We start from the raw sequence: 17,315 nt of genomic DNA on the forward strand, positions 1-17,315 counted from the left end.
ACTCGCATCGCGAATGGCTTGTGGAGGCGCGAAAGGCCTATGGACCAGTCTCCGCCGGTGGCGAGAATTGCTACGCCATGCTCAGGGTTGCCGAGAAATCTTAACGCGGCGCGGCGCAAGTTTGACCGAATTTCCTGCCGGGTCTTATTGCGATTTTCGCTTCAACCGAAGCGATCGCCGGGGACCTGATCTAGCTGTGGAGCCTCAACAGGTTGTCCCTGTCCAGTCGGAGGCGACTGATAGGCGGTTTTGATCCTAAGCTGCCATGAGGCCTATGCCAATTGAAGCCAGCGCGGCAGTTCTGCGGTTCGCTCGTAAGAGGTGTTGTAGGCACGTGCATAGGCCCACTCACGCAGGCTGGTTTGGATGAAAGCGTTCAGCTTTGCCGTTTGTCTTTGGCGTGTAGGGCCTGGTAAATATCTGTCGTAGGCCGAGACGCTTGCAGGCCGCTCTGAAGGCTTTTGAGCGATAGCACGATCCGTTGTCGGTCATCACACGCTCAACCCTGATGCCCAGCTTGGCATAGTAGGCGACGGCGGCCTCCAGGAAGGCGACGGCGCTTTCCTTGCGCTCATCCGGCATGATTTGCACGAAGGCGACGCGAGAGGCGTCATCGATGCAGACATGGACGAACTCCCAGCCGATGCCGAGGTTGCGGTTGACCACGCCTGTCCGCCGTCCGGTGATGCGGTGCCCTACCGAGCCGATGCGGCCAAGCTTCTTGATGTCGAGGTGAATGAGTTCGCCCGGATGCTCCCGCTCATAGCGGCGCACGGGTTCGGGCTCCAAGGCGCCAGCTTGTTGAGACCCAGCCGGCGTAGAACGCGGCTGACGGTTGCCGGCGAGACGCCGACCTCGACAGCAATTTGCTTACCCGTCCAGCGTTGGCGACGCAGCCGTTCGATCATTTCGACGACCGCAGAAGGTGTCGGTCGGCGCAGTCGATGCGGGCGAGATGAACGGTCAACCAGTCCGCTCACACCTTCATTGCGATACCGATCCACCCATTTGCGAACAGTCCGCGGACAAACGCCTGCGGCTTCGGCAACGGCCTCCAGCGTTTGTCCGCTCGCGACCTGCCTTACAATTCGCTCTCGACCGTGCCGTGTCAGACGGGCATTCTTATGGACGTTCATCCGATCCTCCGGGAATCACTGAAGCTTCGACAACCTCAGTCTTCTCGGTCAGGGTCGGGTGGACAACCTATTGAAAGCTCACAGCTAGCTCACCGTTTCATGCCATTCAACGTCTCATGGTGGCTTGACAAATAGTGCGATCTGCGATCGCATATTGAACGGTGCCGGATCGACGAAAATACTGCTATTCAAATAGTCGATACCTGCGCCGGGGAACAGCCGGATGGTGCGTGTCATGCCCATCGATGGGAGACGGTAGAATGAGACAAATCAAAAGCTTCGCACTTGCCGCCTTTGCGGCATTCAGTCTTTCCAGCGCTCTTGTTGCGCCGCCGGCTGCAGCCGAATCGGTGATCCGCATCAGCTCGCCCTATCCGGCAACGACGCTCGACCCGTCGCGGTCCGGCGCTGCCGGCAATATTGAGCCTTTCGGCCAGCTTTACTCCCGGCTCCTCAGGCGCGATTTCGCCACGGGCGAACTGGAGGGCGGTGTGGCGGAAAAGTGGGACGTCTCGGCAGACGGGCTGACTTACAGCTTGCACTTGCGCGACGCCCAGTTTTCCGACGGTTCGCCGATCACAGCGGAAGATGCGGCTTTCAGCCTCGAACGCGTTCGCAGCGACAAGGAATCGGCACTGCCGTCGCCGCTCTCTGCTGTCGAGTCGATCACCGCGTCGGACCCGAAGACGGTCGTCATCAAGCTCAAACACGCGCTGGCCCCGATGCTGGCCAATCTTGAGCTATGGAATGTCGGCATCGTTTCCAAGGCCGATGTCGACAAGCGCGGCATCGAGGGTGCGTTCTCGGCGAATCCGCTGGCTTCCGGCCCCTACATGGTCAAGGAATGGCGCCCCGGCGAGAAGCTCGTTCTGGCACCTAACCCGCATTACTGGCGCAAGGGCTATCCGAAGTCCGACGCCACTGTCGAACTCATTGAAGTCGCCGAGCCCGAGACCGCCGCGGCCATGCTGAAGGCCGGCGAGGTAGACGTCATGCGCAGCGTCAATTGGGCCCAGGTCGAAGACCTCAAGAACACCGACGGCATCGACATGCGCATGGAGCCGTCGAATGTCGTCTTCATCACGCTGCTCAACCACAGCCGCGAACCTTTCTCCAATCTGAAGGCGCGGCAGGCTGCCGCCTATGCGCTCGACAACAAGGTGCTAACCCAGGCGATCACAAACGGCTATGCCAAGCCGGCCAACACGCCGCTTCCCGGCTCGCTCGATTTCCATGACGACGCCTATCCCGGCATCGTTGCCGACATGGACAAGGCCAAGAAGCTTCTGGAAGAATCCGGCATGGCCGGCAAGGAAGTGAAGATCATTCTCGGCAGCGGCTCCACCAATCAGCAGACGGGCCTGCTGATGCAGGCGCAGTGGCAGGCGATCGGCCTCAAGCCCGTTATCGTCAATGTCGACACGCCGGCATGGTGGGAGGCGACCGGCAAGGGCGAATACGATGCCACGCCGACCTGGTGGATGAACGAACTGACCGACCCGGATCTGGCGGTACGCTGGGCACTATGCGGCAGCTGCGACTCGCATGCCTTCAACACCTTCTACGACAACAAGAAGATCAACGAACTCACCGAGCAGGGCTCGCGCGAGCAGGATCCGAAGAAGCGTGCGGAGATCTATCAGGAGATTGCCCGCATCGCGACCGAGGAAGTCTCGCAGATACCGCTCTACTACTCGCCGTTCCCGATCGCCTATTCCAAGCGTCTCAAAGATCTCAAGATGACGCCGGCGATGCAGTGGACGCTGGAGGAAACGACCTTCGCCGAATAGTAGCCGGACAGGAGCACGGCACGGCGGCGTTGCGCTCGCCGTGCCACCTTGTTTTAAGACAGCGACGGTGGCGAATTGCAGGTAGTTCTCAGGCGTATCCTCCAACTTATTTTTGTGCTCATAGGCATCTGCGTGGTAACGTTCCTGCTCGTCCATATGGTGCCGGGCGATCCCGCGCGCGTCATTGCCGGCGATCGCGCCAACCCCGAGACGATTGAGGCGATCCGCAAGAGCTTCGGTCTCGACCAGCCTCTATGGCAGCAGTTCGTCACCTATGCCGGCAATCTCCTGTCGGGCGATATCGGCCAGTCGATGCGCTACAAGCGGCCGGTGACGGCGCTGATCGGGCAATATATCTGGCCGACGCTGTTCCTGACCGGCTACGTCATCTGCCTTGCCGTTCCGCCGGCACTGGCTCTCGCCATCGCCAGCGCGCGCAAGCCCGGTGGCCTTGCCGATCAGATCATCCGCATTGTCGGCATCGCCGGCATGGCAATCCCGGTGTTCTGGCTCGGCATCATGATGTCGCGTTTCTTCGGCGTCGCGCTCGGCTGGTTCCCGGTTTCGGGCTACGGCAAGACGTTTTTCGAGCACCTCCACCATCTTTTCCTGCCCGCTCTGTCGACCGCCATATGGATGGTGCCGGTGCTGATCCAGAGCCTGCGTGCAGCACTGATCGAAAAGGCGGGCGCAGATTTTGTCACTGCCGCACGCGCGCAAGGAGCCAGCGAGCGCGAGAATTTCTGGCGCACCATCCTGCCCAATGCGGTGCTGCCGACGCTCAACCTGTTCGGCGTCATAATCGCCTTCCTGATCGGCGGCACGATCATCGTCGAGACCGTTTATGCAGTGCCGGGTCTTGGCTCGCTTATGATCAATGCGCTGCTGGCGCGTGACTATCATGTCGTGCAGGGGCTGACGCTGATGTTTGCCGTCACGACCGTCGGCGTCACCTTCGTGGTCGATCTTCTCTCGGCCCTTATCGATCCGAGGGCGCGGCTATGAGCATCGTAACCCAACCGCAGGTAACGGCTGTTCCCCCGCGGGGCCGGCTGAACTGGACGATTTTGGTGGCAGGCGTCATCGTCGGCGGCTGGATCATGCTCGCCGTCTTTGCGCCCTGGATTGCGCCCTACGATCCCAATACCGTCGACATCCTGCATGCGCTCGCAGCGCCCAGCGCGGATCACTGGTTCGGCACCGATCAGGTCGGCCGGGACGTGCTTTCCCGGGTCATCTTTGCGGCCCGGATCGATCTGCTCATGTGTATCGCCGGCGTCCTGCCGCCGCTGCTGATCGGCACGACGGTCGGCCTGCTCAGCGGCTATTACGGAGGCGTCGTCGATACCGCGCTGATGCGCCTCTATGACCTAACGGCGGCCTTCCCGTTCTTCGTGCTGGTCCTGGCAATCGTCGGCATCCTCGGGCCGGGCCTCTTGAACTTCTTCATCGCGCTGGCGCTGGTGGGTTGGGTCACCTATGCGCGGCTCATGCGCGCCGAGGTCATGAGCATCCGAGACAGCGAATATATCCAGGCCGCCCAATGCCTCGGCTATTCGGACCGGGTGATCCTTACGCGTCACGTCATGCCGAACGCTTTTGGCCCGGTGCTTGCCTATGCGGTCAGCGATTCCGTTCTGGTCATGCTGGCCGGCGCCAGCTTCGGCTTTCTCGGCATGGGCGCACAGCCGCCGATAGCCGAATGGGGCGTGATGATATCGGATGGCAGCGCCTTCATCCGGCAGGCATGGTGGATCTGCATGTTCCCGGGCCTCGCGACGATATCGCTTGGTCTTGGCCTGGCCTTCCTCGGCGATGGGCTCGGCCAGTTGCGCCGGCGGCAGGTGTCGGCATGAACGGCCCGCTCAAGCCCCTCCTGCCGATAGCTGCTCCGTTGCTGGAAATCGACGGCATATCCGTGTCGTTCGGCAGCGCTCAGGTACTGAAGGACGTGTCTTTTGCGATCGCGCCGGGCGAGATCGTCGGCATTGCCGGCGAAAGCGGTTCGGGGAAGTCGACCATATGCCGGAGCGCGATGGGCCTGCTGCCATCGACCGCCGATGTGAGCGGCAGCATACATCTTGGCGAGCGTTCCTTACTGACGCTGGGAGAGGCCCAATGGGCGGGCATCCGGGGCAGGGAAATGGGAATGATCTTCCAGAACCCAGCCTCGCATCTCGACCCGCTGCGGCGCGTCGGGGTGCAGATCGCCCAGCCGATGATCCGCCATCTCGGGCTTTCGCGCAAAGAGGCGGTGGAACGCGCGGTCGCGCTGCTCGACGATGTCGGCATCCGCGAACCGGCGATGCGGGCGAAATCCTATCCGCACGAGCTTTCCGGCGGCATGAAGCAGCGCGTCATGATCGCAGCCGCCATCAGCTGTGCGCCGAAGCTGCTGATTGCCGACGAGCCGACCACCGCGCTCGATGTCACCGTGCAGGCAAAAATCCTTGAGCTTCTGAAGGACCTAAACGCCCGTCGTGGCCTTGGCATTGTGTTGATCTCGCATGATCTCGGTGTGCTGGCCGACATCTGCTCGCGCATCGTCATCATGCGCCAGGGCGAGATCGTGGAGCAGGGCCAGACGGCGCAGATCGTCGAGGACCCCCGTCACCCTTACACGCAGCTGTTGGTGAACTCGCAGCCGGGCCGCAAGAAGCTGCGAAGCGGCTGGGGCAAGCCGGGTGCGCAGGAACCGCTTCTTCAGATCGATGGTCTGACCGTCAGCTTTCCGGTCAAGCGCGACATTCTCGATATGCTGAGGAACAGGACGCCGGCCCGGTTCAAGGCGTTAGACGGCATAGGCCTCGCCGTGCAGGCAGGCGAAACCGTCGGCATCGTCGGCGAAAGCGGCTCGGGCAAGAGCACGCTGGCCCGCACCATCATCCGCCAGAACACACCCGCCTCGGGAACGGTTAGGCTGGATGGGCGCGACATCGGCGGATTGTCGAGCGCTGAGCTTTCCGCTTTCCGCCGCAGTGTCCAGATGGTCTTCCAGAATCCATACGACTCGCTCAACCCGCGCATGACGGCGATCGACACGATTGCCGAGCCGATCTGGCGGCATGGCCTTGCCGATCGTCGCGCAGCAAGCGAGGAAGCGGCCAAGCTTCTCGACATGGTCGAACTGCCGCGCGCGCTGGGTGAGCGCAAGCCGAGACAGCTTTCGGGCGGACAATGCCAGCGCGTCGGCATCGCCCGGGCGCTGGCGCTCAAGCCGCGACTGCTGATCGCCGACGAGCTCACCTCGGCGCTCGACGTGACGACGCAGGCGCAGATCCTAGAGCTTCTGGCGCGACTTCAGCGCGAGCGAGAACTGACGCTTCTCTATATCTCACACGATTTGTCGGTGGTGAGCTCGTTCTGTCAGCGTGTCTACGTGTTCCGCAATGGCAGGATCGTTGAGACGGGACCAGCGCAAGAGGTGCTGACGCGACCGCGTGAAGCCTACACGCAGGAGCTTGTCGCCTCGCTCCACCGCCTGCCGGGCGGTTCTGCCGCTATGGCCGAAACGCAAGCCGGCGCCTGAGAATTACGGAAGGAAGACAGACGATGAATGCCAACAGTGCGCCGCACCCGCGCGATCCGCTCAACCGCGGCGCGCCGATTCTTCCACGTGGCGAATGGGATTATCCGCCGCATCACCGCTGGACCTTCCAGCACATCCGCGAGATGACAGCGACCGCTCAGGTCTGGCGCGGGCCGGGGCCGGTGCTGCCCTTGCCGACGCAGCTTGAGGATATCGATGGCATCGAATTCGAAGCGGGCGGCCGGCGCAGGACCGTGCGCGATTTCCTCGATGAGAGCTTCACTGACGGTTTCCTCGTTCTCTCGCGCGGCACAGTGATTGCCGAGCGCTACATGAACGGCATGAAGCCACATGGCCAACATCTGGCCATGTCGGTCACCAAATCGATCGTGGCTACCGTTGCCGGCATTCTGGTGGATCGCGGTCTGATCGACCTTGCCGCCCCGGTAACAAAATACCTGCCCGAGCTCGAAACGACCGCCTATCGCGGCGCGACGGTCCAGCAGGTGCTGGACATGACGGCCGGCGTGCTCTTCGACGAATCCTACAAGACGCCCGGCTCGCATATGCAGAAGCTCGACCAGGCCTGCGGCTGGAAGCCGATGACGCGACCGGACTGGCCGCAGACCATGTGGCAACTGATCCTGACGTTGACGGAACTGGAGCGGCCACACGGCGAATTGTTCCGATACCGATCGATCGAAACGGATGTGCTCGGCCTCGTCATGGAGCGCGCCACCGGCCTGTCGCTCGCTGAGCTGATCAGCAGCGAACTGTGGGTGCCGATGGGGGCGGAGGAAGACGCCTATATGACCGTCGACCATGGCGGCTACGCGCTCGCCGATGGCGGCTTCAACGCAACCTTACGCGATTACGCCCGCTTTGCGCTGCTTCATCTGCGTGGCGGCAAGGCGAACGGACGGCAGATTGTGCCGTCCGCCTGGATCGAGGCAACGCGCAACGGCAACCACGATCTTTTTCAGGGCGTCTACCGCGAGGTGCTTCCGCGCGGCGCCTATCACAACCAATTCTGGATCGAGGATACGGACCGACGTGCCTATATGGCACGCGGCATTTTCGGCCAGTACATCTACATCGATCCCGAAGCGGATTTTGCGGCCGTCAAACTGTCGACATGGCCGGAGTTCGTGAGTGCGGAGCGGTCGATCGAGGCGCTGGCAGCGTTTCACGCAATCCGTGAGCACTGCAAGGCTGATTGAGCGGCAGTTTCGAGCGCTGAACGCCGATTTAGCTGCGTTGCCTAGAGCGTCGCCAGTCGCGAATTCGGCATGGCATCTCCATACGCTTGTCGCAGAGTCCATTTCTCCTCCAGCGCAACGATTACGCATGTGGCAAAATCCGTCTTGTACATAACGGAGAGCCGTGTCAGCCCGCCTGGTGTGAAGACGTTGATTTCCAGAAGTTTGTCGCCGACGATATCGAGTCCAACCAGGAACATTCCGTCACTGATCAGCTTAGGGCGCACCATATCGGCAATACCCAACATCGTGGCCGTTACCTTGACTTTGCGGGCGGTTCCGGCGGCATGGATATTGGACCGAACGTCACCTTTGGCCGGAACGCGGCGAAAAGCTGCATAATTGCCATCGCGCGCCAGCGGTTGGCCATTCATGAGGAAAAGACGCACGTCACCGGCCTTGGCCTCGGGGATGTAGGCCTGCGCGATGAGATAGCCATCACCGCTGGCCGCCTCGAAGATCTGGTTTAGGTTGGAATCACCGGGGGTCGCAATATGGAAGACATTCTTGCCGCCCGACCCTTGGAGCGGTTTGACGATGCAGCCCTCGGAGTGCTGGTCGATGAACGCGCGGATCTCGGCAACACTGCGCGATATCAGGGTCGCCGGCCTGACCACCTCGGGAAACGTCTGAAGATAGAGCTTGCTCTGCGCTTTCCCGAGACCGTCCGGGTCATTGACGACTATCACGCCGCGTTCCGCTGCAAGCCGCCCGAACATGAGGCCTGCGTTGGCGGCCCACGGCCGATCGGTGGCGTCCAGCGACGGGTCGTTGCGCAAATGCAAAATGTCGATATCGCCTATCGCCAGGGTCTTTTTCTGCGTCGCGGCATCCTGCAGGGCGGCATGCAGCTTTTCCGACGTCTTGTAAGGAGCCTCAGGCACCACCGCGACGCTGACAGCCAAGCTGTCATCCGGACGCAATATGAAGTCGCCCGGTTCAACATAGACAACGGAATGACCGCGTTGGACCGCAGCTAGCGCCAATGCTGTAGTCGTGTAGCTGGGCGTCTCGCTCTCAATGGAATTGACAAAGAACGCAATGCGCATCGAGGAGGCTCCGCTCAAGTTTCAATCATATCGATAGGATCGATCCCCGCCATCGCTTTCTTCAGCCGCGGACGGGCCGCCTCGGAAGAGAGAAATGCAGGTTCGAGACGTGGCGCTCGCAGCAAGCCACGCGCGTTGAGTTCTTGTATCGCGCCGAAATGCGCGGCGGAAATCTTGCCGATCCAAAAAGGAGTGAGGCTGCCGCCGTTCTTGAGATGATCAAGGATCTGCGCCAGGCCGCGCAAATAGATGGCGTCTTTTGCCAGGCCACCGCCTCGATAAACACGCAGAACGATGTTGAAGGCAACGCGATCATCAAAACCGAAATCTCTGTGGAGAATACGGAAGGTTTGCTCGAATGTTGCGGCGTCGAGCATTGCCTGACACGCGATGACCCTTGCTGCGATCAGCCTTAACCGCGCTTCAGTCATGCCGCCAACGAGATATTCCGCCAGCACGGCCAATCCCTCCTGCATACCCTCGTAGCCGGCAAGTCCGTTGCGAAAGATGGTGAGCCCCTGAGTATCACCATTGAAATAGGTCAACAGATGAACACCGATCTCGTGGCTGAGCAGCGCACTTAGACGCTCCGGTGGAAGGTTGGTATCGCGCGAAACAAGAAGTCGGTTTCGAGAGACCAGGAGGCCGGCAGGCAGGTCGCCTCGGATCTCCACGGAAGCATCGAAATCGGGGTAGGCGACGCGGTACCCGGCGATCATGTCTCGCGCGGCCGCGGCAACCGCATCGGCATCCAGGCCTTTCTGCCGGGCCGGCGAGGCAAGTCGCGGTGCCCTTTCGAGAATGGCTCGCGCCCTGGCTGCCAGGCTTGGCTCCACGCTGCCATAGAGGGCTCGTCCGAGTTCGACGAATTGGGTTGTTTCGCGTGCCGCGAGCATCGAAAGCTGCAGGTCGAGTTCCTGCTGCTTTTCGGAGAGGAGTTTCGTCAGGAGTGGATCTTCCAGATGATCGAGCGAGACCGAATAGAGCTTCCGCTTCTGAGAGGCGACCTCGAACTCGAGCGGCCTGTAGAGCAGTGCGGGTACACGTTCGAAGCTGCCAGCCTGGAATTCCAGCCAGGCTGGTTCGGCATTGATCGGCGTGACGGCTAGCAGAAAATCGAATGTCGACGCGACGTCGTCGATCGCCCGATCGGCGCGGACAACTGCGTCGATATAGGCGCGACGTCCCAGCGAACGATGGGTCGCGGGCTGTTCCAGGTTTGATGCTTTTAGGAAGGCACTGATCGCCTGAAGCGCGGAATCGACCATGTTGGCGACGACGAGGTCATGGAGTTCAGGGTAGACGCGCTTGGTACCCGGCACCCTGTAAATCGGTGCGAAGCGTACCGTCAGACACGCCGTATCTCCAATATCATCCCAGAGCCTTGGTTCGGCTCGGGTCGAGGGGCTGAGTTCGTCCACGCGGGGGGTACGATATTTTGCTTCGCGGGCTGATGCAGCGTCGGCAAAGCGCTTGAGGGCTACCTTTTCCGCCGCTGTTTCCCCGCAAGCCAGCGCAATTTCGAAAGGCGGCAGGAACGGAACATCCTCTGTCAGGAACCGATCCTCGGCCAACTCACCGATATCCAGGATGAGAAATGCGCCGCAGTGATCGCGCATCCTTCGCGCCACCAGCCGCGCGACCTCGCCGGCAAGGCCAATGTCAACCGCTATCAGATAAGATGCGTTGGCGGAGACGGCATGGAATGCCGCATCCTGATGCGACCCAACATGAACACACAGAAAGGGCAGCGGTCGATCCAGGTGCAACCGGTTGCTGTTGCCGAACTCTCTTCGGATCGGCTTACCGTCCCGGAAAAGCGCGTCCAAGTCCGATTCGATTTGCACCAAGGGCGTCGAGGGTTCAACGAGCTTAGGCTTCATCGCATGCCCCTCAGCGCCAACTCCAGGACGGGTACCGTAGAGGCCAGTATGGCGCGCAGCTGTTGGATTGTTCCCCAGTCCGGCTTGCCGCTCCATTCATCCATGAAGATCTTTTTGAACTCTACCGCGATGGCACACCCTGTGTCCGGAAAATTGGTATGGACGAAGCGGGTCTGCTCGCCCTTGCCTTGGAAGGACACATTCTCACGCACGTCGATCGGCTCGCCGTTAAGCGAATGGCCGCGAAGTGTCTCCATGAAAGCCTCGACAACTGGTGCCCAGCGCTGGCGATCCATAGAAGACGTGCCAATATTGATATCGGGCGCGAGGTCACGAGACGTGGGCTTCGACTCCGGCCCGTCGCGCCGGTGATTATAGCTGTGGACGTCGACCAGAACGAACCTTCCGTATCGCCTCTCGATACCGGCAAGAACGCGGTTCAATTCACTGTAGAAGGCATCATGAAAGGCGAGAGCCTCCTTTACAATGTCCTCGGCCGGCTGCTCTCGCCAGACCTCCTGCCCCCAGGACTGATCAGGCGACAGATAAACCGCAGCCTCACGCGGGCGGTTCAGATCCGCCTGGAAACGGGATCGATGAACGACAATTTGGGTCGGAAAATCAGCGATGAACCGCTCGGTGAACGGGTCCTCTTCTCGACGCCGATCAGGATCAGAGAGAGACATGAGCGATCGGCAAGCGTCGCCCACGTTAGTGCCGCTGTGGATGGCGGTACCGATTATAGGAGACGCTCCGAGCCGGATTTTCCAGCCTGCCGGTGATCCGCCCGGATCGATATTGGAAATCGTCTTGTACATACCCATCGAAATGCGCGGAGAAGGCGTGCGGTTCCAATTCATTTGAGCCCGACATGGAGCGGAGCTTTGCACGACAGTTTTGCGTCAGAGCTCTGCCGGGGCGTGAAAATTGCGTTTGGGTGAGGGGCTAGGAGTAGCGAAGAGCCGCAACGACCGACAGAATTCTAGCGCGTAATTTCCCAGAGCAGCGATTATCTGAGCCCCGATAGAACTAAATACCCGAATTGGCGTTCCTCTCCCGCCAACAGCGGAAAGACGCACAATGAAAGAGACCAAGCTTTCCAAATACCGCGCAAAGCGCGATTTCACAAAAACCGTCGAACCAAGCGGGGAGGCCAAGATTGAGCGTTCCAATCGGCGACGTTTTGTCATTCAAAAGCATGCGGCTACACGGCTTCATTACGATCTTCGGCTGGAACTCGACGGGGTGTTCAAATCGTGGGCTGTAACACGAGGACCATCGCTCGACCCGCGGGATAAGAGACTTGCTGTCGAGGTCGAAGACCATCCACTCGACTACGGCGACTTCGAAGGTACGATCCCAAAAGGACAGTACGGCGGCGGAACGGTGCAGCTATGGGATCGCGGATATTGGCAACCGGAAGGTGATCTTTCGCCAGAAAAAGCGATCGAGAAGGGTGATTTCAAGTTTACGCTGGAGGGAGGTCGGCTCTCCGGCAGTTTTGTTCTGGTGCGGATGAAGCGTGATCGCGCTGGTGGCAAGCGCAAAAACTGGCTGCTGATAAAGCACCGTGACGAGCATGCACGAGATGGAGATGGTGATGCAGTACTCTCAGTCGACAAGTCGATAGCGTCCGGGAGAACCATGTCGGCAATTGCCGCGGGAAAGGGCAAGGGACCAAAACCATTCATGATTGCGCGCTCCGTGCCAGGCAATCCGGACGCCGTCTGGGACAGTGACCAAGGGGATGCCGCTGAGGCGCGCGCAGCGGGAAAAGTGGTGACGCCGCCGTCACAACGGACAAAGGCACAAAATTCCCGACCAGCCATGTCGACGATGCCTGGTTTTGTCGAACCACAGTTGTGTGCTTCCCTCTCGCGGCCACCGGCGGGTAAGAACTGGATCCACGAAATCAAATTTGACGGCTATCGCGTTCAACTCCGCGTCGAGCATTCATCGCCGACGTTGAAGACCAGGAAGGGCTTGGACTGGACCGGCAAATTTGCGGCGATTGCGAAGGAGGCGACTGGACTATCCAATGCAATCATTGATGGGGAGATCGTAGCACTCGACAAGAATGGGGTTCCCGATTTCGCCGCGCTCCAGGCGGCTCTGTCGGAGCAGAAGACCGAAGATCTGATCTATTTCGCTTTCGATCTTTTGTTCGATGGAAACAAGGACTTACGCGAACTACCTCTCATCAAGCGCAAAAAACGCTTGGAAGAACTGCTGGGTGGGGCGGATCTCGGAGACGCTTCGCTCATTCGATATGTTGAACATTTCGAAAACGGTGGTGAAGCAGTGCTGCGGTCTGCCTGCCGCCTGTCACTGGAGGGCATCATTTCAAAACGGGAAGACGCCCGCTACGAATCCGGTAGAACGCAGACTTGGGCAAAGTCGAAATGCAGAGGCGGTCATGAGGTTGTCATCGGGGGATGGTCGACGACTAACGGCCGATTTCGCTCGCTGCTGGTCGGTGTCAATCGCGGTCAGCACTTCATGCATATCGGAAGGGTCGGTACAGGTTATGGCGGCGACAAACTCAAACGGCTTCTTCCTCGTTTGAAAGAGACCGAAGCGTCGTCGTCACCATTTACCGGCGCTGGTGCCCCCAAAAGAGATGCCACGCTTCACTGGACGCGACCCGAACTGGTGGCCGAGATCGAATTTGCGGGATGGACCGCAGGCGGGAATATCCGACAGGCATCGTTCAAAGGATTGAGAGACGATAAGCCTGCGGACGAGGTCGAGGCCGAACGTCCTGCACCGGCGGAAAAGATCGATGTCGCCAAACCCGAAGCGACGTCGCGAGCCTCCGCGCCAAAGGACTCCACCAGAAAAGCGGTGGTGATGGGCGTTGTCATCTCCAAACCTGAAAAAGCCCTTTGGCCGGATGGAAGTGACGGGCAACCGGTGACCAAATTAGATCTCGCGGAGTATTTCGAGGCGGTCGGAGCCTGGATGATTGGCCATCTCAAAGGGCGGCCATGTTCGATTGTGCGTGCTCCAGATGGATTCGCCGGGGAACAGTTCTTTCAGCGCCATGCCATGCCTGGCACCTCAAACCTTCTGGAGCTTGTAAAGGTCACCGGTGATCACAAGCCCTATCTGCAGATCGATCGCGTCGAGGGACTGGCAGCCATTGGACAAATTGGCGGCCTCGAGCTCCACCCGTGGAATTGTCAGCCTCACCATCCGGAGTCGCCTGGTCGACTGATATTCGACCTCGATCCTGGGCCGGAAGTATCGTTCTCTGAGGTTGTCGTTGCAGCGAAGGAAATGAAAGGGCGTTTGGAAGACTTAGGGCTGGTTAGTTTCTGTAAGACGACCGGGGGCAAGGGTCTACATGTAGTGACGCCGCTGGCAGCATCGCGAAGCAAATTGACGTGGCCCGAAGCCAAGGCATTCGCCAAATGCGTCTGCGTGCAAATGGCGAGCGATAATGCCGATCGCTATCTCGTCAATATGGCCAAGAAATTGCGCAGAGGTCGGATATTCCTCGACTACCTTCGAAATGACCGCATGGCAACGGCTGTGGCTCCGCTGTCGCCGCGGGCGCGGCCCGGGGCTACCGTGTCGATGCCGCTAACCTGGTCGCAGGTACGCGCCGATCTCGACCCAAAGAGATATACCGTTCGCACCGTCCCTGGATTGCTGAAAAGGACCAAGGCGTGGGCGGACTATCTTGATGGTGAACGACCTCTGCGTGACGCGATCAAGCGTTTGGGATTCAATAAACTGGCAGCCTGAGGCACGGAGTCTGGTCATTCATGGCCGCCGACAATGGGGGAATTGCGCGCCCGTAATTTGGCGACTGATGGTATCGGGAACCGCCGACGCCGTCAGGAGTTGGCATGCAAAGGAGAATACGGTGACGGCACGAGCAATATGGAAGGGTCATCTGAAAGTTGCCGAATTGGTTTGTCCGGTTTCAATGTACGCGGCCGCATCGACCTCCGAGCGCATTTCCTTCCATGTATTGAACCGTAAGACTGGCAACCGTGTTCACCGACAGTTTGTCGATGAAGAAACCGGTAAGCCCATTGATCAGAATGACCTGGCTAAAGGCTATGAAACTGCTGACGGCAATTTCGTTATCCTCGATGAGGAAGAAATAGCCGAAGCGATTCCGGAAAGTGACAAGATGCTGGCCATGGAGACCTTCATCGAATGCGGCGATGTCGACACGCTCTACCTGGACCGGCCCTATTATCTCGTACCTTCTGAGCCGGCGGGCGAAAAGGCGTTCAACGTCATTCGCGACGCTATGAACGCCTCCGGCGTGGTCGGTTTGGCACGTTCAGTTCTATTTCGCCGCGTGCGCACTGTTATGATCAGGGGGCATGATTCCGGTTTGGTAGCAAATATGTTGAACTTCGACTACGAAATCCGCCCCGCCAAAGAGGTATTCGACGGTATTTCCAAGATCAAGATTGAGGCTGAAATGCTCGATCTGGCTAAGCACATTATCAAGACCAAAACTGGAAAATTCGATCCTTCGAAATTCGACGACCGCTATGAGGATGCGCTGAACGAGCTAGTCAAAGCCAAGCTCGAGGGGCGGAAGATCAAGAAGCCAAAGATCGAGCGGGAGGAGAAGGTCATCAACCTTATGGACGCGCTTCGCAAGAGCGCTGATGCCGGAAAGAAAACCTCCCCCACACGCTCCTCAGGGGGTAAGCGGAAGGCGAACTGAGATGATGTTGCTAGCGCTGGTTATGCGTTCGGTCGGACGGTTGTAACGCCTGCAATCCGGTCCCGGACGTGGAGTGCGGGATGGTCGAGCTGCTGTTGTTGGCGGAGGGAAAGCAGGAACGACATAGTCAGCGGCGTTTTGGCTTTTCCTGTGAGATGCTCTTACGCAGCGCGTCCATGATCGAAACGACGTTGGTGGTCTCCTTGCCACCACTTTTGGCTTTTTCGTCGGACGCTGTTTTGCCCGTCTTCTTCTTCTTCTTCGCAGCGATGATTTTTTTCAACTGCCCCTGCACCGGATCAGTGACCATATCCGGCGTCCATCGCTTCAGGCTGGCCTTGATGAGCTTCTGGACCATCACGGTCGCTTCGCTATCGGCCTTCGCCTCAACCTGATCGAAGTACGGCTTTTCGTCTCGCACCTCATCGCCATAACGCAATGTCCAGACGACTATGCCCTGATCACGCGGCTCCAGCATCACAGCGCGCTCACGACGGTAAAGCACGAGACGAGAGACTCCGGCCATGCCCGTGGACCGCATCGCTTCGCGAATGACCGCGAAGGCTTCTTCGCCGATTTTGTCAGACGGTGCCAGATAATGCGGTCTGTCAAACCAGATCCACTCAATCGAGTCGCGCGGGACAAACATATCGATATCAATGGTGCGCGTGCTTTCCAGCGCCACAGCGTCAAGCTCTTCGTCCTCGACGATTACCAACCGGTCCTCGTTGTACTGGAAGCCTTTAGCCTCGTCTTGGTCTGCCACCACCTTTCCGGTCTCTGCATCGACGTAGCGGCTGTTTGCGGAATTGCCTGTTTTTCGATTAACGGTGCTAAAACGAACCTTATCACTGGCCGAGATAGCCGGCGTCATTGTGACCGGGCAGGTAACCAGCGACAGTTTCAGATAGCCTTTCCAGAATGGGCGGGGAGCCATTGCAATCCTCCAGCCACTAGAACGGATAATTTGCCCCATCGTTCCCATCGCAGGCCTGCAACTGCTGAATGATAAGACCCCTAGCGCCGAACGCCTTCTGGTGGCCATGCAAGCGCCTGTGCGGCGCCTACAGTCCGTCGACGGAAAAAAGCAGGCAGTGTGTTGCAAACAAATAAAACAGCCGATGTGCGGAATATGGAGCGATGGAACAAATTCTGTATTGGTTTCTTTCTTCTCAGCGTCCAGCACAGGGAGGAAACGCAATGAAGTCATTATCCGAGTTGTTCGAGCATACGCTGCAAGACGTCTACTATGCCGAGAATGCCATTACCAAGGCTTTGCCGAAGGTTGCGAAAGCAGCCAAGGATGCGAAGCTGAAGAAGGCTGCTGAAGATCACCTTGCGGAGACCAAGGACCAGATCAAAAAGCTCGAGATGGTCTTCAAGTCGATCGGCAAGAAGGCATCCGGCGAGAAGTGCGATGCCATTGAGGGATTGATCAAAGAAGCCGACGGCCTGATGGAAGAGGCTTCGGGCACTGCGCTCGATGCCGGCTTGCTTGCGGCGTGCCAAGCCGTTGAACACTACGAGATTGCCCGTTATGGGTCATTGCGCGAGTGGGCAAAGGACCTTGGTCACGACGAGGCGCACAAGCTTCTGAGCGAAATTCTCGATCAGGAGAAGGCAACGAACAACAAGCTTACGAACCTCGCAGTTACGTCGATCAACAGGACATCTTCTACTGCGAAGGCTGCATAGAAAGCCAAAGGGACGCGATCCGACCCCGGACTATCAGAAGCAATTCGGGAGTAGCGCCCCGATTGGGATCGCCGCCCGGTTGAATGCCGGGCAATAAGTTTCAGCAGATTTGGCGGATGCTCCGAGAGAGGAAGCTGTTCCACAGCTTCTGAGCCAGGTTCGACTCCTGGCGTCCGCTCCGGCTCCCCGGACGTAATCCAACTGGCGCTCTAAGTAAGCCCAAAGTGGTGTTGTTTTGACCAAATTCCTGGATGGTCGGTCTCAAGTATAGGAGTAAC

Annotated in this window: 12 protein-coding genes and 1 pseudogene; 8 read left to right on the forward strand and 5 right to left on the reverse strand. The window is 59.1% G+C overall.

Features of this window, described 5'->3' with window-relative positions:
• Positions 1-190 precede the first annotated feature (190 nt).
• A pseudogene (locus BM413_RS30550) lies at positions 191-1,136 on the reverse strand (IS481 family transposase).
• A gap of 260 nt (positions 1,137-1,396) precedes the next feature.
• Here BM413_RS30550 and BM413_RS30555 point away from each other — a divergent pair.
• The 5 genes from BM413_RS30555 to BM413_RS30575 all read left to right on the forward strand — a co-directional run bounded on the left by BM413_RS30555 (position 1,397) and on the right by BM413_RS30575 (position 7,675).
• The gene (locus BM413_RS30555; RefSeq protein WP_244538121.1) at positions 1,397-2,926 is read left to right on the forward strand and encodes an ABC transporter substrate-binding protein; all 1,530 of its coding nucleotides are present in this window, start codon (positions 1,397-1,399) and stop codon (positions 2,924-2,926) included.
• Positions 2,927-3,001: 75 nt separating this feature from the next.
• Positions 3,002-3,931, forward strand: coding sequence for an ABC transporter permease (locus tag BM413_RS30560; RefSeq protein ID WP_280141875.1), 930 nt, complete (start codon positions 3,002-3,004; stop codon positions 3,929-3,931).
• Positions 3,928-4,782: an ABC transporter permease gene (locus BM413_RS30565; RefSeq protein ID WP_244538123.1), complete on the forward strand. Its 855-nt coding sequence runs from the start codon at positions 3,928-3,930 to the stop codon at positions 4,780-4,782. Before BM413_RS30560 ends, BM413_RS30565 begins: the two co-directional genes overlap by 4 nt.
• Positions 4,779-6,455, forward strand: a complete 1,677-nt coding sequence (locus BM413_RS30570; protein ID WP_091918613.1) for a dipeptide ABC transporter ATP-binding protein — start codon at positions 4,779-4,781, stop codon at positions 6,453-6,455. The genes BM413_RS30565 and BM413_RS30570 overlap by 4 nt, the downstream gene beginning before the upstream one ends.
• A 23-nt stretch (positions 6,456-6,478) precedes the next feature.
• Entirely contained in the window at positions 6,479-7,675 is a 1,197-nt protein-coding gene (locus tag BM413_RS30575; RefSeq protein WP_091918614.1) for a serine hydrolase domain-containing protein, read from the forward strand.
• A gap of 41 nt (positions 7,676-7,716) precedes the next feature.
• On the opposite strand, the gene BM413_RS30580 is transcribed toward BM413_RS30575, so the two are convergent.
• From BM413_RS30580 to BM413_RS30590, 3 genes are read right to left on the reverse strand one after another with little or no spacing between them, the layout of a single operon-like run.
• Complete coding sequence (locus BM413_RS30580) at positions 7,717-8,763, reverse strand: glutathione synthetase (protein WP_091918615.1); 1,047 nt, start codon at positions 8,761-8,763, stop codon at positions 7,717-7,719.
• 14 nt (positions 8,764-8,777) lie between these two features.
• Positions 8,778-10,646 carry a flavohemoglobin expression-modulating QEGLA motif protein gene (locus tag BM413_RS30585; protein ID WP_091918616.1) on the reverse strand — a complete coding sequence of 623 codons (1,869 nt, stop codon included), beginning with the start codon at positions 10,644-10,646 and terminating at the stop codon, positions 8,778-8,780.
• Complete coding sequence (locus tag BM413_RS30590) at positions 10,643-11,464, reverse strand: N-formylglutamate amidohydrolase (RefSeq protein WP_091918636.1); 822 nt, start codon at positions 11,462-11,464, stop codon at positions 10,643-10,645. The genes BM413_RS30585 and BM413_RS30590 overlap by 4 nt, the downstream gene beginning before the upstream one ends.
• 262 nt (positions 11,465-11,726) lie before the next feature.
• Between BM413_RS30590 and ligD the strand changes: the two genes are divergently transcribed.
• A complete protein-coding gene (gene ligD / locus BM413_RS30595; RefSeq protein ID WP_091918617.1) occupies positions 11,727-14,396 on the forward strand; it encodes a DNA ligase D in 2,670 nt (889 codons plus the stop codon).
• A gap of 121 nt (positions 14,397-14,517) precedes the next feature.
• Complete coding sequence (locus BM413_RS30600; RefSeq protein WP_091918637.1) at positions 14,518-15,342, forward strand: non-homologous end joining protein Ku; 825 nt, start codon at positions 14,518-14,520, stop codon at positions 15,340-15,342.
• A gap of 127 nt (positions 15,343-15,469) precedes the next feature.
• On the opposite strand, the gene BM413_RS30605 is transcribed toward BM413_RS30600, so the two are convergent.
• Positions 15,470-16,279, reverse strand: coding sequence for a non-homologous end joining protein Ku (locus tag BM413_RS30605; RefSeq protein WP_091918618.1), 810 nt, complete (start codon positions 16,277-16,279; stop codon positions 15,470-15,472).
• 263 nt (positions 16,280-16,542) lie between these two features.
• Here BM413_RS30605 and BM413_RS30610 point away from each other — a divergent pair, with 263 nt between their 5' ends.
• Entirely contained in the window at positions 16,543-17,037 is a 495-nt protein-coding gene (locus BM413_RS30610; protein ID WP_091918619.1) for a YciE/YciF ferroxidase family protein, read from the forward strand.
• Positions 17,038-17,315 lie beyond the last annotated feature (278 nt).

Origin of the sequence: Mesorhizobium sp. YR577, assembly GCF_900116595.1 — a bacterium.
In the GTDB taxonomy this organism is placed as follows: Bacteria; Pseudomonadota; Alphaproteobacteria; order Rhizobiales; family Rhizobiaceae; genus Mesorhizobium_M.

What these genes read in the sequence shown, in the direction of transcription:
- BM413_RS30555 (WP_244538121.1), top strand. Translation starts at nt 1,397, where the DNA reads ATGAGACAAATCAAAAGCTTCGCACTTGCCGCCTTTGCGGCATTCAGT.
- BM413_RS30565 (WP_244538123.1), top strand. Translation starts at nt 3,928, where the DNA reads ATGAGCATCGTAACCCAACCGCAGGTAACGGCTGTTCCCCCGCGGGGC.
- BM413_RS30570 (WP_091918613.1), top strand. Translation starts at nt 4,779, where the DNA reads ATGAACGGCCCGCTCAAGCCCCTCCTGCCGATAGCTGCTCCGTTGCTG.
- BM413_RS30575 (WP_091918614.1), top strand. Translation starts at nt 6,479, where the DNA reads ATGAATGCCAACAGTGCGCCGCACCCGCGCGATCCGCTCAACCGCGGC.
- BM413_RS30580 (WP_091918615.1), bottom strand. Translation starts at nt 8,763, where the DNA reads ATGCGCATTGCGTTCTTTGTCAATTCCATTGAGAGCGAGACGCCCAGC.
- BM413_RS30585 (WP_091918616.1), bottom strand. Translation starts at nt 10,646, where the DNA reads ATGAAGCCTAAGCTCGTTGAACCCTCGACGCCCTTGGTGCAAATCGAA.
- BM413_RS30590 (WP_091918636.1), bottom strand. Translation starts at nt 11,464, where the DNA reads ATGTACAAGACGATTTCCAATATCGATCCGGGCGGATCACCGGCAGGC.
- ligD (WP_091918617.1), top strand. Translation starts at nt 11,727, where the DNA reads ATGAAAGAGACCAAGCTTTCCAAATACCGCGCAAAGCGCGATTTCACA.
- BM413_RS30605 (WP_091918618.1), bottom strand. Translation starts at nt 16,279, where the DNA reads ATGGCTCCCCGCCCATTCTGGAAAGGCTATCTGAAACTGTCGCTGGTT.
- BM413_RS30610 (WP_091918619.1), top strand. Translation starts at nt 16,543, where the DNA reads ATGAAGTCATTATCCGAGTTGTTCGAGCATACGCTGCAAGACGTCTAC.